The organism is Citrobacter amalonaticus (assembly GCF_002918555.1).
GTDB lineage: Bacteria > Pseudomonadota > Gammaproteobacteria > Enterobacterales > Enterobacteriaceae > Citrobacter_C > Citrobacter_C amalonaticus_A.
In genome coordinates this window covers 1,378,529-1,394,708 of record NZ_PQMB01000002.1, presented here as the reverse complement: position 1 = coordinate 1,394,708, position 16,180 = coordinate 1,378,529, and the positions used below count along the sequence as shown (strand labels likewise).

Genomic DNA, 16,180 nt, shown 5'->3' with positions numbered 1-16,180 from the left:
ACGTCGCCATCCGGCATTTATTGCAAAGGCTTACTTCGCCGGAATCGCTTTCAGCAGTTCAGTCAGAAGCGTCCAGTAGTGACCGACGCTTTCGATATGAACCTGCTCATCCGGAGAGTGTGGACCGGTGATGGTTGGCCCGATAGAAACCATGTCCATATCCGGGTACGGTTTTTTGAACAGACCGCACTCCAGACCTGCGTGGATAATCTGGATATTCGGCGTCTTGTTGAACAGACGCTGATAGGTTTCACGTACCAGGTGCATGACCGGTGAACTGGCGTCCGGCTGCCAGCCAGGGTAGCCGCCTTTGGCTTCGGTTTTTGCACCGGCCAGTTTACCCAGGGAATCCAGCATGCTGACCACATAGTCTTTGCCGCTGTCAATCAGGGAGCGAATCAGACAGTGGATTTCCACGTTGTTGTCGGTCATGGTCACAACACCGACGTTCAGGGACGTTTCTACGACCCCTTTTGCGACATCGGAATTGCGGATCACGCCGTTCGGCGTCGCGTTCAGCAGACGGATAAAGCTGTCGCGGGACCGGGCAGTCAGCGCCGGTTTAGTATTCGCGGCGTTTTCCAGCACAATGACCAGATTCTTCTCTTTCTCTGCCAGTTCGTTTTTCAGGATGTCCTGATAAGCGTTAACCCGCGCTTTCAGCGTATCAACTTTATCTGCGGCAACGGCAAGGGTGGCAAAGGCTTCACGCGGGATGGCGTTGCGCAGCGTACCGCCGTTGAAATCAACCAGGCGCAGATCCAGCTCTTCTGCATGACCCGCCAGGAAGCGTACCAGCAGTTTGTTGGCGTTGCCGAGGCCGACGTGGATTTCACCGCCGGAGTGACCGCCTTTCAGCCCTTTCAGCGTCAGCTTAAAGCTCTGGAAGTCTGCTGGCGTTGCTTCACGGGTTAACGGCAGGTTAGAGGCAAAGTCGATCCCTCCCGCGCAACCCATGTAAATCTCACCTTCTTCTTCGGAGTCGGTGTTGATCAGAATATCGGCTTGCAGCCAGTTGGATTGCAGGCCGAACGCGCCGTCCATACCGGTTTCTTCGGTCATGGTCAGCAGCACTTCCAGCGGGCCGTGAACCACGTTGTCATCACTCAGCACCGCCAGCGCGGAAGCCATACCGATGCCGTTATCTGCGCCCAGCGTGGTACCACGAGCCTTAACCCATTCGCCATCAATATAAGGCTGGATAGGATCTTTGGTGAAGTCGTGCACGGTGTCGTTATTTTTCTGCGGCACCATATCCAGATGCGCTTGCAGCACGACCGGCGTGCGATTTTCCATACCTGCGGTGGCGGGTTTACGAATCAGGATATTACCGACCTGGTCACGCTCGACATGTAACCCTTTCTCTTTTGCCCAACCAACAATGTGCTCAGCGAGCTGCTCTTCATGTTTGGACGGGTGGGGGATAGAACAGATTTTGGCAAAAATATCCCACAGCGGCTGTGGAGATAGTTGAGATAGTTCAGACACGATAATTCTCCTTGTATACTCGTCATACTTCAAATTGCTGGTGCGTTGGCTTTCCCGCAACTCGAATTATTTAGGGTATAGATACTCTGCAAACAATCTTGCAGGTCACAGGGTTAGCAGGTTAATCATTACCACAAGACAGGCTTGCGAGATGGGGTTGAGAATACCACTTTCTTTGTCGGCGGGTAGTATAAAGCACGCAAAAAGAGGAGCGGATTCTGCGAAACACTGGTTTTTGGCGCGTCAGATCTCTATAATCTCGCGCAACCTTTTCCCCCTCGAACACTTTTTAAGCCGTAGATAAACAGGCTGGGACACTTCACATGAGCGAAAAATACGTCGTCACCTGGGACATGTTGCAGATTCATGCACGTAAGCTGGCAAGCCGCCTGATGCCTTCTGAACAGTGGAAAGGCATTATTGCCGTTAGCCGCGGCGGTCTGGTGCCGGGCGCATTACTGGCGCGTGAACTGGGTATTCGTCATGTCGATACCGTTTGCATCTCCAGCTATGATCACGACAACCAGCGCGAACTGAAAGTACTGAAACGTGCTGAAGGCGATGGTGAAGGCTTCATCGTTATTGATGACCTGGTGGACACCGGCGGTACCGCGGTCGCTATCCGTGAAATGTATCCGAAAGCGCATTTCGTCACTATTTTCGCGAAACCGGCAGGTCGTCCGTTGGTTAATGACTATGTGATTGATATCCCGCAGGATACCTGGATTGAGCAGCCGTGGGACATGGGCGTGGCGTTCGTTCCGCCGATTTCCGGTCGCTAATCTGACATTTTCAACGCCTGGCTATGCCGGGCGTTGTTCTTTTTGCGCCGTACGCTTCATCCTTCAGGCTGTCTTTTTGTTGGCTACCTTCGTTATTTCCCCCTACGTGTTGCTCCAGGCCGCGGACAGATTTTAATTATGTCAGTGACCGGGGATTCTCTCAGTTACCGCCGCAATGCATCTTGAATGATTTTGCGTATACAATGTGCCTTAGTGAGTACTCATGGAGGCCGAAATCATGTCGCAGGCTAACCTCAGCGAAATCCTGTTCAAACCCCGCTTTAAACACCCGGAAACCTCAACGCTGGTTCGTCGGTTTAATCACGGGGCGTCGTCGCCTGTGCAGTCCGCTCTGGATGGTAAAAATATCCCCCACTGGTACCGCATGATTAATCGCCTGATGTGGGTCTGGCGCGGCGTGGATCCGCGTGAAATCCTCGACGTGCAGGCGCGAATTGTGATGAGCGACGCCGAGCGGACGGACGCTGAATTGTACGATACGGTGATTGGCTATCGTGGCGGGAACTGGATTTTTGAATGGGCAAAGCAGGCAATGGAGTGGCAGCAGAAGGCCTGTCAGACGCAGGATGCTCAACTGAGCGGTCGCTACTGGTTACATGCTTCCACGCTGTACAACATTGCCGCCTATCCGCATCTGAAAGGTGACGATCTGGCCGATCAGGCGCAGGCGCTGGCCAATCGCGCTTACGAAGAGGCCGCGCAACGCTTGCCCGGTACGCTACGGGAGATGGAGTTCACCATCCCTGGCGGTTCCCCGGTAACCGGATTTCTGCACATGCCAAAAGGCGATGGCCCGTTCCCGACGGTGCTGATGTGCGGTGGTCTGGACGCTATGCAAACCGACTATTACACCCTGTACGAGCGCTATCTCGCGCCGCGTGGGATCGCCATGCTGACGCTGGATATGCCATCGGTGGGCTTTTCGTCCAAATGGAAACTGACGCAGGATTCCAGCCTGCTGCATCAGCATGTGTTGAAGTCGCTGCCAAACGTGCCCTGGGTGGATCATACCCGTGTGGCGGCATTTGGTTTCCGCTTTGGTGCGAACGTCGCGGTGCGTCTGGCCTACCTGGAGTCTCCCCGCCTGAAAGCGGTGGCGTGCCTGGGACCGGTCGTTCATGCGTTGCTCAGCGATCCGCTGCGGCAGGGCGCGGTGCCGGAAATGTATCTTGACGTGCTGGCGAGTCGACTGGGGATGCATGATGCCTCCGATGACGTGCTGCGCGTGGAACTCAACCGCTATTCGCTGAAGGTGCAAGGCTTGCTGGGCAGACGTTGCCCGACGCCGATGCTGTCGGGCTTCTGGAAAAACGATCCGTTCAGCCCGGAAGAGGAATCGCGCTTAATCACATCTTCATCCGCCGACGGTAAGCTTTTCGAAATCCCGTTCAAGCCGGTGTATCGCAATTTTGACAAAGCGTTGCAGGAAATCACCGACTGGATCGAAAAGAGATTGTGTTAATAATTTGCTAAATTCCTGCGATTTGGTAAAACAGTGGCTTCACAACAGGAGATCGCAATGACGTTACCGAGTGGACACCCGAAGAGCAGATTAATCAAGAAATTCACCGCGCTTGGCCCTTATATCCGGGAAGGTAAGTGCGAAGATAATCGATTCTTTTTCGATTGCCTGGCCGTTTGTGTCAACGTGAAGCCGGCCCCTGAAAAGCGAGAGTTCTGGGGCTGGTGGATGGAGCTGGAAGCGCAGGAAAAGCGCTTTACCTATAGCTATCAGTTTGGTCTGTTCGATAAAGAAGGTCACTGGAGTGCGGTTTCGATTAAAGAGAGCGAAGTCGTGGACCGTCTGGAGCACACCCTGCGGGAGTTTCACGAGAAGCTAAGGGAGCTGTTGAGTTCGCTACAGCTGTCTCTGGAACCGGCTGACGATTTTACCGATGAGCCGGTAAAGTTGACGGCATAAATACTACAAATGAAAAAGCCTGATAACGTTACGCTATCAGGCCTCATTTCCATCAACGCAATCAGAACTGATACGTCATACCCAGCGCAACAATATCATCGCTGTTCACGCCCAGTTTGTTGTTACTGTCAATCTGGTTGATTTTATAATCCACAAACGCCGACATATTTTTATTGAAGTAATATGTCATGCCGACATCGATATATTTCACGAGATCCTCATCACCGATCCCTTCAATGTCTTTGCCTTTCGACTGAACATAGCCCAGAGAAGGACGCAGACCGAAGTCGAACTGATATTGCGCCACCGCTTCAAAGTTCTGTGTTTTATTGGCAAAACCACCGGAAACAGGCGCCATATTCCGCGTTTCAGCGTAGATGGTGGCGAGATAGATATTATTGCCATCGTATTTCAGACCGGTTGCCCAACCTTCGGCGTTTTTACCCTGGCCGCGCGCCTGAAGATTCTGATCATAGGTACGATCGGAGTTGGCATATGCGCCGATGATAGCGAAGTCGCTGCCGCCGAAATCGTAGCTGAGTGAAGTGCCGAAGCCGTCACCGTTCTGTTTTTTCACGTCACGGTTTTCGTTCTTTCCTTGATATTGCAGGGTCAGGTTCAGGCCGTCGATAACGCCGAAGAAGTCGGTATTACGATATGTTGCCAGGCCGCTGGCGCGCTTGGTCATAAAGTTATCTGTTTGCGCCAGACCGTCGCCGCCGAATTCCGGGAACATATCCGTCCATGCAGCCACGTCATACAACGCGCCCAGGTTACGACCATAATCGAAAGAGCCGACGTCTTTCAGTTTTACACCGGCAAACGCCAGACGCGTTTTCTGGCCGCTGTCGCTTTCCGCTTTATTACCGGCGAACTCCGCTTCCCAGCGACCGTAGCCCGTCAGCCGATCGTTAATCTGGGTTTCGCCTTTAAAACCAAAACGAACGTAAGTCTGATCGCCATCTTTGCCTTCATCATCGCTGAAATAGTGCATTGCTTTGACTTTGCCATACACATCCAGTTTATTACCGTCTTTGTTAAACACTTCAGCTGCCTGTACGGATGCCGATGCGACAATACCCATCACCACTAATGCCAGAGTGCTCTTTTTCATTTTCGTTCCTGATTTAAAGTACGCGCTAATATTCACTGGGTGCGATCCCCGTTAAAAGACAGGAGGGTTTTTATCGTTCTGGGGTGAAGGTTTTATGACAAAGTAAGAATAATTTTAAAAAAGAATGATTTTTTATTTCAGTAATAAAAGCGTCAAAAACTGCCGCTACGCTTGCTGATCCTGCGCAATAAAGTTTCAAGCTTTGTGCGCTGGTTGTTGGCAACCGGAGCCAGTCCTGTTAAAACGTTCGTTTGGTATCATTTCCCTAATTTTGAACGGCAGAGAATCATGAGTGACAGCCAGACGCTGGTGGTAAAACTCGGCACCAGTGTGCTAACGGGCGGATCGCGCCGCCTGAACCGTGCCCACATTGTAGAACTTGTTCGTCAGTGCGCGCAGCTTCACGCCGCAGGACATCGTATTGTTATCGTGACTTCCGGGGCGATTGCCGCTGGTCGCGAGCATCTGGGCTATCCGGAACTTCCGGCCACCATCGCCTCCAAGCAATTACTGGCCGCGGTAGGGCAGAGCCGACTGATCCAACTGTGGGAACAGCTGTTTTCGATCTATGGTATTCATGTCGGTCAGATGCTGCTAACGCGTGCGGATATGGAAGACAGAGAACGCTTCCTTAATGCCCGCGATACGTTGCGTGCGCTACTGGATAACAATATTGTCCCGGTGATTAATGAAAACGATGCCGTTGCCACTGCTGAAATCAAGGTGGGTGATAACGACAACCTTTCTGCGCTGGCCGCGATTCTGGCGGGGGCGGATAAGCTGCTGCTGCTGACCGATCAGCAGGGGCTGTTCACCGCCGACCCACGTACGAACCCGCAGGCAGAGCTTATTAAAGATGTCTATGGTATTGACGACGCGCTGCGTTCTGTTGCAGGTGACAGCGTGTCCGGCCTGGGCACGGGCGGGATGGGCACTAAACTGCAGGCTGCCGATGTTGCCTGTCGCGCCGGCATCGACACCATCATTGCCGCAGGCAGCAAGCCTGGGGTGATTGGCGATGTTATGGAAGGGGTTTCCGTCGGCACGCGTTTCCACGCTCAGGCCTCTCCGCTGGAGAACCGTAAACGCTGGATCTTCGGCGCGCCGCCTGCCGGTGAAATCACCGTAGATGAAGGGGCCACCTCCGCCATTCTGGAGCGCGGCAGTTCATTGTTACCAAAAGGCATTAAAAGCGTGACAGGCAATTTCTCCCGTGGTGAAGTGATTCGCATCTGTAACCTGGAAGGGCGCGACATTGCCCACGGCGTAAGCCGCTATAACAGTGACGCGCTACGCCGTATTGCCGGACACCACTCTCAGCAGATTGACGCGATTCTGGGTTATGAATATGGCCCGGTTGCCGTCCATCGCGATGACATGATTACCCGTTAAGGAGCAGGCATATGCTGGAACAAATGGGCATTGCTGCCAAAGCCGCGTCGTATAAGCTGGCGCTGCTCTCCAGCCGTGAAAAGAATCGCGTGCTGGAAAAAATAGCTGAGGAACTGGAAGCACAAACCGAAAGCATCCTGAGTGCGAACGCACAGGACGTTGCGAACGCGCGTGAGAATGGCCTGAGCGACGCGATGCTGGATCGTCTGGCGCTGACACCTGCGCGTCTGAAAGCGATTGCTGACGACGTTCGTCAGGTCTGTAACCTGGCCGATCCGGTCGGCCAGGTGATCGATGGCGGTCTGCTGGACAGTGGACTGCGTCTGGAGCGTCGTCGCGTGCCGCTGGGTGTGATTGGTGTGATTTATGAAGCGCGCCCTAACGTGACTGTCGACGTAGCCTCTCTGTGTCTGAAGACCGGCAACGCGGCGATTCTGCGCGGTGGCAAAGAGACGTATCGCACCAATGCCGCAACCGTGCGCGTGATTCAGCAGGCGCTGGAAGCCTGCGGTTTACCTGCGGCTGCTGTCCAGGCGATTGATAGCCCGGATCGTGCGCTGGTGAACGAGATGCTGCGTATGGATAAATACATCGATATGTTGATCCCGCGCGGTGGCGCAGGTTTGCATAAGCTGTGTCGCGAGCAGTCGACGATTCCGGTGATTACCGGCGGGATTGGTGTCTGTCATATCTTTGTTGATGACAGTGCGGAGATTGCTCCGGCGTTGAAGATTATCGTTAACGCGAAGACCCAGCGTCCGAGTACCTGCAATACGGTGGAAACACTGCTGGTACATCAGGATATTGCCGCACGTTTTCTGCCTGCGTTGAGCCAGCAGATGGCACAAAGCGGCGTGACGCTGCATGCTGACGACGCCGCCCTGGCTCTGCTGAAAGCAGGACCAGCAAATGTGGTAGCGGTTAAAGCGGAAGAGTACGACGACGAGTTCCTGTCGTTGGATCTGAACGTCAAAATCGTGGCCGATCTGGATGACGCTATTGCACATATTCGTGCACACGGCACTCAGCATTCCGATGCGATTCTGACCCGCACCCTGCGCAATGCCGATCGTTTCGTCAATGAAGTGGATTCGTCCGCCGTGTACGTTAACGCCTCGACCCGTTTTACCGATGGTGGGCAGTTTGGGCTTGGTGCGGAAGTGGCGGTGAGTACTCAGAAGTTACACGCGCGCGGCCCGATGGGGCTGGAAGCGCTGACCACTTATAAGTGGATCGGCTTTGGTGACGATACCATTCGTGCGTAATTGAACCCGAGTGATGCAAAATCAGCCACTTGATTCGCAAGGCTATTGACGCATCACTCGGTTAGTTTTAACCTTCTGCCCTGTGTTCACGTTCGTGGGCATGTCCTTTCAGGGCCGATATAGCTCAGTTGGTAGAGCAGCGCATTCGTAATGCGAAGGTCGTAGGTTCGACTCCTATTATCGGCACCATCTCAACTTCCTTAAGCGTCCGTATTAGTCCATAAACAATCTGATTTATAACGGTTTTTCTTCTTTTTAGTCCATAGTAGTCCGTAATCATCCAGTAGAATCCGGTACTGAATGTGTATAGGATTGTGTATATGTTCCTGTTCGGTCTGGATTCCTATACACATGCCTTTAAACGATATGCAGATTCGTCGCGCTAAACCTGAAACTAAAGCCTATACACTTGGCGATGGGCAAGGGCTTTCATTGCTTATAGAACCTAATGGAAGCAAGAGTTGGCGGTTCCGCTATCGTTTTGCCGGTAAACCCAAAATGATCTCGCTGGGTGTGTACCCGACGATCACACTTGCCGATGCGCGTTCTCGTCGCGACGATGCCCGAAAACTGGTAGCCGAAGGAAAGAATCCGAGTGAGGTTCGAAAAGAGCAGAAGATTGCTCTGCAAACCGAGTCTGAAAGCGCGTTCGAAAAGATAGCGACGGAGTGGCATCAAATGAAGTCTGCCAAATGGTCGGAAGGATATGCTTCTGACATCATGGAAGCGTTTCAGAACGATATTTTTCCTTACGTGGGTACGAGACCTGTAGGCGAAATCAAACCGCTAGAACTGCTTAATGTGCTGCGTAAAATCGAAAAGCGCGGTGCATTAGAAAAAATGCGCAAAGTTCGGCAGCGATGCTCAGAAGTTTTCCGCTATGCCATTGCTACAGGAAGGGCTGAATTTAATCCTGCAGCAGATCTCTCCAGTGCTCTTGAAGTACATCAATCCAATCATTTCCCGTTCCTAAAAGCTGATGAGATACCTGATTTTCTGCGTGCTTTAGACAGTTACACAGGGAGTAAGCTGGTTCAGATAGCCACGAAATTACTGATGATTACGGGCGTGAGAACCATCGAATTACGTGCGGCATTATGGCAAGAATTTGATCTGGATAACGCTATTTGGGAAATTCCTGCTGAAAGGATGAAAATGCGTAGGGCGCACCTTGTACCATTGTCGACTCAAGCGTTAGATTTACTCAATGAACTCAAGATCATGTCAGGGAACTATCGTTATGTTTTTCCAGGACGGAACGATCCGAACAAACCTATGAGTGAAGCAAGCATTAACCAAACTATCAAACGCTTAGGTTATGATGGAAAGCTAACAGGACATGGATTTAGACATATGATGTCCACGTTGTTACATGAAAAAGGTTTTGATTCAGTATGGATTGAAACCCAACTAGCGCACGTTGATAAGAATAGTATACGTGGAACATACAACCACGCTTTATATATTGAGAGGCGTGCAAATATGTTGCAATGGTATTCCGACTATTTATGGAATGTAAAATGAGCATAAACAATAAACACATTGATACTATCTTAAATGCTGTTGATGAAGATTCACTTGCAATATTTGTTGGTGCTGGCGTTTCAAAATCGTCTGAAAATGAAATAATTAAATTACCCAGCTGGGGCGATCTAATTGAAGAGTTAAAAACAGAGTTAAATATTGATTATGAAGTTGACTACTTAAAAGTTGCGCAATTATATTTCTTAGAGTTCGGGGAGCACTTGTATTATAAAAAAATAAAGTCATTTTTCCCTTCAGATATACCTCCTTCAAAAATACATAAGCTGATTTTTGAAGTTAACCCTCATGTCGTCATAACAACAAATTGGGATTGTATACTTGAAAGTGTTATTCGTGATAATGCTTATATTTATGGTTTAGTCGCAAGCGATAAAGATCTAATGAAATCTAGTTTAGATAAAAAATTAATTAAAATGCACGGAGATTTCTCAAATCATAACATCGTGTTCAAAGAAGATGACTATATAAACTACGAATTTAACTTCCCATTAGTTTCAAATTATATTAAGAGCATTTTATCTACACATACCGTCTTGTTTCTTGGGTACTCTTATAATGATTTTGATATTAAGCAAATTATCAAATGGACTCAGAATCATTCAAATGTTAGGCCACCAATGTTCTTAGTGGTTTTCAAAGCAGATCCTGCTCAATCTAAATATTTGCTAAGTCATGGGATTACAACCATAGTATTAGATGATAAATCTGCGGTAGATCACTTCAATAATTACTATACCAGTCAGTTATATAATTTTTTGCTGTTAATTAAAAACAAAAATATCTCCAATGTTTCGCCTAACAATATAATTAAGCAAGTTCATAATAGATTGTTGCCCCTAAATACACTTGAGGGAATACTTGCAGAGCAGGTGATCAAAAGTTTGACTAATTGTGGTTTGATTTACACCAACACGGATGGTAAACCTCGCGCATTTTTGTATTTTTATAATAAAGAAGTAACGATTGATTTTAATGAAAGTTTGAGAAGTATTTACTCACAATTTGTGATGGTTGTAAAAAACAATGACGAAAAAGAAAATAAATCCATTACTAATAAGTTAGAACCTATTTTTAATATATTAAAAAAGGCAGATATAAGTGGGATAATTATAGATGAAAAGAAAGAAAATGCTGTAGTGTTTAGTGAGGGCAATGATAGTGAATTGAGTAATATTCATTTTGATTTTAACTATGAAAAGGAATTTGATTATACTAGAAAAGGCAGGTCATCAATTAACCTTACATATGACCGCATTGATCCATATGTATTCTATCAAAATGGACACAATGAATTAGCATACATGGCATCAGAAGATCTTATATCTTATGATCTAAAACTTAAAAATTATGCTTCACTTCTGCTTACCCTCTTTAATCAAAATGTTATCCTGCATCAGTTGAAATATGGTTTTTCGACGAATGATAAATATAATGAAATCGAGTCGAATAATATTCTTGAGATTTTTGAAGGATTTCCTAGAAAAATAAGGCGTTCAGTGTCGATGGTTTTAGAGTTAGTTAATTTCAATTATCTCTTCAATTTTAATTATACTATTGACTCACTTCTGGTAAAAGCTAAGGATAGGAAAAATAGTAATAGCTTGTTCTCTTGGGATTCAGAGGAATTTAAACCTGAATTTTTGCATATGAATTTAGTTAATTTTGTAATGAAGAATGGATTCTTGATTGACGTATATAAAGAGTTTCGATATGCCATTAATAAATTTATCCAGATAATTATCACTAAGCAAAAGAAAGAAGATAGAATAACTTTGAAAAAGGAAGAGTTGTTTTCCTGCATAAAGTATATTGAAATCAAAAAACTACGTGAATACTTTAAAAATATCAGAAACAGGAGCTACTTGTCATTAGATGTATGTGATGATGATGCTCGATGGTTAGTAGATCGTGTTTTTATAAATTTAACAGAGTCGTATATTACTGACAATAAATTTTACAGTAAGAGTGATGATTATATTGTTAAGCTGTTGTTTTTAATTTCGAATTCAAATGAAATTGAAAACCATAAAAGCATTGTTTACGACATGGTTATTAAGTTGCTAAGCCACAATGCTAACTCTATCCAGCTAATTGAGGCTATAGACGATTTCATTACTTTAGGTTTTAATAGACTGCTATTAGAATATAATAAGGATTTCGTAGAAAAAGTGGTTATATTGATAGTTGCTAAATTAGCTGAGGGGAGAATAAATGGCTCCGAAAGAATAGCGTTTATAACAAAAGGAGTTCAAAATATTTTCTTGGTCGCTAAAGAATTAAAAATAACGTATAAAGATAAAGATATGGCAAAAGCATTAGTGATGCAATTATCAAACATGAAAGATGATGATAAAGCTCGCTCTGTGGAAACTATTATATATGAGTTACATTTGATTGCTAACGCTCCAGTAAAAAATATACTTGTTGAATATGTCAAATCAATTCCATTATCAAAACTGAATCCTAATAAAAAATTACGGCTTGGATTATTTTTAATGGCATCTGGGATCGCACCGGCTGATTCATCACTTGCCAAAGATGCTGAAAATTCAATGGGACAATTTAGTAAGTATAAATATTCAACAGAAGCTCTTGCATATGAGGATGTTTTGAGGTTCTTGGTCGAGAAAAAAGGCATGAAAGATTATTTACCTGCTCTTAGTAAAATAGAGAGTATTACTAAGAAATTTGAGATCTCATAACAAGCATTAAAAAGAGAAAATTAAATTCTTTCTTAGTGCTAGCGCGCAATGCTCTCCCCGCCACGCCTGCCCGCTTAAAGGGTCGCTTTTAATGCAGGTGCATGACCCGTCTCAGGGCGCGCCAGTGCTGGCGCTGACGGGGGATTCAGTGCTGGTAAAACACATGCAAAACCACGCACCTTATGATGCATGGCTTTTTTACGGAAAAATGGCGAGATTTTCGGGAATTTTTGAGCGGCCTACTGTGCGGCCAGTTCCGCGCGTTTTCGGACGTAATTCTGGTTTTGTGCAGGCGTGAATTTTTCACGATTATCATCCCGCGAAGCCGCGTCAGGCCTGAATCCGATGGCCGTCAAAATGTCATTATCCTGTGCGGCATAATTAATTTTTTCACCATTGGCCAGCCAGACATTGAGTGCCTCACGCAGATAACCGACCGAGTGCTTCATGGCGCAATCCTGAACGGCGGGGTGTTGCCCGGAATAATTCATCAGCTCGGGTGCAAGGGCGGCGGCCAGCTCCGCGCCGTGTGCCTGCATAAAATCATTCAACCGGTTACGGATGCTGATGCGCTGCACCTCCTCATGCGACCGAATATAGCGACCGGCAGCCTGATTAATTTCCCATTTTTTCACCCCGATAATCTCACGCAGCCTTTGCAGGCTCTGCCCGTCACCGGCAAGCTGTTCGCGGTATGTCTGTTCGACCTGCGTCAGTTCTTCCCTGCGTTGCAGCCAGGTTGAATTGTTTGCCTGGCAGGCCTCAAAGGCTTTCTGTAGCGTCAATGTGGTCACGTTAATTTCTCCTGTTAAGCGCCAGCACGGTTAACGGTGGCTGCCTGTGCAGATTCGGTGGTGACCAGCTCTGTCGGCGGTGAACAGATAATCCCGTCAACAGATTCAAGCGTGCGGAAAGTTGCCGAGCATTCGATATTCACGCACTGGTGATAGCGCTGTTTGACGTTCTCAGACAGATAACGACTGGTGCGGGCGTGCGCGCTGGTTTTGCAGAACGGACAGTGAAACATACTTATACCCCCGCCTTAGTTCCGTCATGTTCAGCCAGCTTTTTGGCGAGCATGTTTCGCTTAAGTGGGCTGCGTAACAGTTCCATATCCACGCCGGTAATTTGCGGCCGCTGCATACCCGTCACGGATAAGACCGGCTCCTGTTTCATATCGAAGTGATACAGACTGCCCTGACGATTGAGGGCATCACGCAGCTCACCGATGGCCACAGATTGCGGTGCGCTTTCCCCGTTCATTTCCAGGGCTCGAATGCGCAGCAGGAAAGCGCGAATGAGCGCGACGGGAACAGCGTTGATAGCCTTAACCCATTCCGCCCCGGCGTAAGCGGTAAATGCTTCGCCATGTGCAGAGCGATATTTATTGCCGGTGGAGCAGGCATTCAGCATGGCACGACTCCGGTCAGTCTCCAGCTCCGCAATCAGGCCGGTGAATTCGTCGGCCAGCTCCCGACTGGCGATACGCTTGCTGTGCTCCGCTTTCATTTCAGGAGTGAGATTACCGCGCAGGGTACGGAAGCGGCTGCGCCAGTCCTGTTCCGCCTCTGCGCTCTCATTGAGAGCGGTCTGTCGCTCCTGCTTACAGCGTTCAATTGATGTATCAATCTCTTTCAGCTTTTCCATGCTGGCTGCATGGGCGTCTCTGGCCGCAGTGAATACGGTCAGTTTAGCGGTGATGTGCTTCTCGCTTTCCGCGTTCTGTTTAGCGGCAACGTTCTGCAGGGCAGAAATGATTGTTTCGGGTTTCATGTTCGGGCTCTCCGTATGTTCAACATGAAATGATTCTGCCCTTCTTCACACAACATCTCGATTCATTGCAGTTGTGGCAGCTCTGGCACAAACAGGACTTTTAAAAGCAGGCTGGCCAGAGAAAGGTCGCAGGAAAATCACTCTCTCTGTTTGTTTTTTTAACTATAACTATTCACTACTGTTCACTGTAAATAAAAATAGATTTAATACAGTAAGTTAAAGGGTGAACAGTTGAAAGTGAAGTGTTCACCGACTGTTCACTACTGTTCACTACCATTTCCCCTCAGTGCACTCGTCAGAAAAAAATCTAACTCTTTTAGTGTTTTATAAATCAAGAATTAACCTTTTTTGCTGGTTAATTTGATTTCATGAATGTCTCAGCGCGTCATGTGACAATTTAATTCTAATTTTTAAACTTGCTGTTGAAATAATGCTCAAAATGCCGCTGAGACAATCTGAGGCACTGTTGCAATGAGTGAAAATATTCACAAAATAGAGAGCTACCCGATTCCGGGCGGATAAGTTCGGATCTCTGTGGATATTAATGAGGTAGCGTTATGCACACGGCTTTACAAGTACCAACTTCCCTCTGTGGCGCACATTTAATGCCAGTTTCAGCCCCTGCTCAGGAGCGTTTTTTACGCCTCCCGGAAGTGATCCATCAGTGCGGCTTATCCCGTTCCACCCTCTACGATTTGATCGCCCGTGAAGCGTTCCCGGCACAGGTTAACCTCGGGGGAAAAAACGTCGCATGGCTCCAGTCCGAAGTGACTGCGTGGATGGTGGAGCGCATCGCCCACCGCAACCGGAAATGCGACGCATGAATCAGAGCCGCTTTCAAATAACCCCTTTTTCTGGCTTGCATGTGTTGTGTGTTTCCTGGTACAGTTTTCCCGCTGTCGCAAAATCGACAGTCGGAATTGGCGTTCCGTATAACTTCAAGGCGACACGACACGCGCCATGCGTGTTTTTTTACGTCGTTGCTCAGGCACAACCATTTCTCGAGCTGTGGTGTTTATACGTACACTATGGTTCCTGTCAGATAATGGTAGTCCGGGCGGGGCAGCCTTCGGGCTGGCCGGTTCCCTTGAAGGCCGGTTACGCCAACCCCGTTCGGGCTACCACCAGTGAAATTGGCGTTTCCGGTGGTAGTTTTTCAGACTACTTCAAGGAGTTTGCCCTTATGGCTACGACCCTCGCCCTGTCTCACCCCAAATTTATCTTTGTGTTTGCCGCCGTTCGTCGCGCAGACCGCAAGCCCCGTATCTGTATGCTCCGCACCGTTGCCGGTGATGAACAGACCGCCCGTCGTTCTCTTGTGCGTGCTTACGTGCTTTCCCTTGCCGCCCGTCTGCCGGTTGCGGAGGTGCGCCATGCATAATCAGTCTGCCCCTCAGACCGTCTCAGCCTGTCGTGACGGCCTCAGCGCCATCAGTGAGCACCTGAGCCTCGAATCGTTCCATAAACTCAATCGCGCCTGTGAAACCCTGCATTATTTCGGCACTGATTTAAGACGTCATGAAATTAACGGACTCAGCCAGCTTTATACCCCTCAAATCCTGAGTTACGTGCACGAAGATATCAGTCACGTTCTGGAAGAACTCAAGGCCAAAGGCCTGTGTCGGGATTTCGTTGCACCGGCCACGATAAGCGGAGGTGAGCACCATGTTTGACTTCCCTCAGCCGGGTGAAAAATACCGCTGTTCAGGCTTTCCTGACGTGGTGGTGTCGGGCGTGCTGGCCGACGGTATTCCGTGGGATATGCCGTACCGCTGTCCGGGGCAGGTCTGGAATCCCTACCGGCGCACCTACACCATCCTCATTCGTATTATCGCTAATGGTGGCATGGCAGAAATTCCGCTCAGTCGTTTTTTGCGGGACTTTACCTGTGAGCGGCCGGACGTATTTAAGCGCGACCCTGAAAACCGTCACGCTGTCTTACGTGAAATTGCCGCCGACCCGGAATTACAGCAATACCGGGCGCGAAATCTCGATATTTATCGAGGCGATATTACCCCGGTCAGACGTCCCGCGCCGGTGGTGAGAAAATGGCGGAATCATTTCGCAGCGGAAACAGAAATTAAACCGGATAACAGCTACCGCCATTATCTGTAATTAAAAACGACACCAAAAAATAAAATGTGCGTATCTGCGCAGGGATACGCACGTGCTCAGGA

Annotated in this window: 16 protein-coding genes and 1 tRNA gene; 12 read left to right on the top strand and 5 right to left on the bottom strand. The window is 48.4% G+C overall.

Translation table 11 applies throughout. The features are described from left to right. Positions 1–30: 30 nt before the first annotated feature. Positions 31–1,488, bottom strand: a complete 1,458-nt coding sequence (gene pepD / locus C3432_RS12190) for a cytosol nonspecific dipeptidase (protein WP_103776846.1) — start codon at positions 1,486–1,488, stop codon at positions 31–33. A gap of 323 nt (positions 1,489–1,811) precedes the next feature. Here pepD and gpt point away from each other — a divergent pair, with 323 nt between their 5' ends. The 3 genes from gpt to crl all read left to right on the top strand — a co-directional run bounded on the left by gpt (position 1,812) and on the right by crl (position 4,212). Continuing rightward, a complete protein-coding gene (gene gpt / locus C3432_RS12185) occupies positions 1,812–2,270 on the top strand; it encodes a xanthine phosphoribosyltransferase (RefSeq protein ID WP_103776845.1) in 459 nt (152 codons plus the stop codon). 238 nt (positions 2,271–2,508) lie between these two features. Further along, positions 2,509–3,753, top strand: a complete 1,245-nt coding sequence (gene frsA, locus C3432_RS12180) for an esterase FrsA (RefSeq protein ID WP_103776844.1) — start codon at positions 2,509–2,511, stop codon at positions 3,751–3,753. A 57-nt stretch (positions 3,754–3,810) separates the two neighbouring features. Next, a complete protein-coding gene (gene crl, locus C3432_RS12175; RefSeq protein ID WP_103776843.1) occupies positions 3,811–4,212 on the top strand; it encodes a sigma factor-binding protein Crl in 402 nt (133 codons plus the stop codon). Positions 4,213–4,273: 61 nt separating this feature from the next. Here crl and phoE read toward each other — a convergent pair whose 3' ends face one another. Beyond that, the gene (phoE, locus tag C3432_RS12170) at positions 4,274–5,326 is read right to left on the bottom strand and encodes a phosphoporin PhoE (RefSeq protein WP_103776842.1); all 1,053 of its coding nucleotides are present in this window, start codon (positions 5,324–5,326) and stop codon (positions 4,274–4,276) included. A 288-nt stretch (positions 5,327–5,614) separates the two neighbouring features. Between phoE and proB the strand changes: the two genes are divergently transcribed. The 5 genes from proB (at position 5,615) to C3432_RS12145 (ending at position 12,230) form a co-directional block, all read left to right on the top strand. Beyond that, positions 5,615–6,718, top strand: coding sequence for a glutamate 5-kinase (gene proB, locus C3432_RS12165; protein ID WP_103776841.1), 1,104 nt, complete (start codon positions 5,615–5,617; stop codon positions 6,716–6,718). A gap of 11 nt (positions 6,719–6,729) precedes the next feature. Further along, positions 6,730–7,983, top strand: a complete 1,254-nt coding sequence (proA, locus tag C3432_RS12160; RefSeq protein ID WP_103776840.1) for a glutamate-5-semialdehyde dehydrogenase — start codon at positions 6,730–6,732, stop codon at positions 7,981–7,983. Positions 7,984–8,096: 113 nt separating this feature from the next. Next, a tRNA-Thr gene (locus C3432_RS12155) sits at positions 8,097–8,172 on the top strand. Between the two features lie 162 nt (positions 8,173–8,334). Further along, complete coding sequence (locus tag C3432_RS12150; protein WP_103776839.1) at positions 8,335–9,507, top strand: tyrosine-type recombinase/integrase; 1,173 nt, start codon at positions 8,335–8,337, stop codon at positions 9,505–9,507. After that, positions 9,504–12,230: an SIR2 family protein gene (locus C3432_RS12145; RefSeq protein ID WP_161954521.1), complete on the top strand. Its 2,727-nt coding sequence runs from the start codon at positions 9,504–9,506 to the stop codon at positions 12,228–12,230. The genes C3432_RS12150 and C3432_RS12145 overlap by 4 nt, the downstream gene beginning before the upstream one ends. 239 nt (positions 12,231–12,469) lie before the next feature. Here C3432_RS12145 and C3432_RS12135 read toward each other — a convergent pair whose 3' ends face one another. From C3432_RS12135 to C3432_RS12125, 3 genes are read right to left on the bottom strand one after another with little or no spacing between them, the layout of a single operon-like run. Continuing rightward, positions 12,470–13,024: a phage polarity suppression protein gene (locus tag C3432_RS12135; protein ID WP_103776837.1), complete on the bottom strand. Its 555-nt coding sequence runs from the start codon at positions 13,022–13,024 to the stop codon at positions 12,470–12,472. A 14-nt stretch (positions 13,025–13,038) separates the two neighbouring features. After that, entirely contained in the window at positions 13,039–13,257 is a 219-nt protein-coding gene (locus tag C3432_RS12130) for an ogr/Delta-like zinc finger family protein (RefSeq protein ID WP_103776836.1), read from the bottom strand. 2 nt (positions 13,258–13,259) lie between these two features. After that, on the bottom strand, positions 13,260–14,003 hold the full coding sequence (locus tag C3432_RS12125) for a capsid protein (protein ID WP_103776835.1): 744 nt from the start codon (positions 14,001–14,003) through the stop codon (positions 13,260–13,262). Between the two features lie 557 nt (positions 14,004–14,560). Here C3432_RS12125 and C3432_RS12120 point away from each other — a divergent pair. From C3432_RS12120 to C3432_RS12105, 4 genes are read left to right on the top strand one after another with little or no spacing between them, the layout of a single operon-like run. Then, positions 14,561–14,827 carry a helix-turn-helix transcriptional regulator gene (locus C3432_RS12120; RefSeq protein WP_103776834.1) on the top strand — a complete coding sequence of 89 codons (267 nt, stop codon included), beginning with the start codon at positions 14,561–14,563 and terminating at the stop codon, positions 14,825–14,827. Beyond that, entirely contained in the window at positions 14,824–15,384 is a 561-nt protein-coding gene (locus C3432_RS12115) for a host cell division inhibitor Icd-like protein (protein ID WP_103776833.1), read from the top strand. Before C3432_RS12120 ends, C3432_RS12115 begins: the two co-directional genes overlap by 4 nt. Beyond that, on the top strand, positions 15,377–15,676 hold the full coding sequence (locus C3432_RS12110; protein ID WP_103776832.1) for a Derepression protein: 300 nt from the start codon (positions 15,377–15,379) through the stop codon (positions 15,674–15,676). The genes C3432_RS12115 and C3432_RS12110 overlap by 8 nt, the downstream gene beginning before the upstream one ends. After that, the gene (locus C3432_RS12105; protein ID WP_103776831.1) at positions 15,669–16,118 is read left to right on the top strand and encodes a hypothetical protein; all 450 of its coding nucleotides are present in this window, start codon (positions 15,669–15,671) and stop codon (positions 16,116–16,118) included. Before C3432_RS12110 ends, C3432_RS12105 begins: the two co-directional genes overlap by 8 nt. Positions 16,119–16,180: the final 62 nt, after the last annotated feature.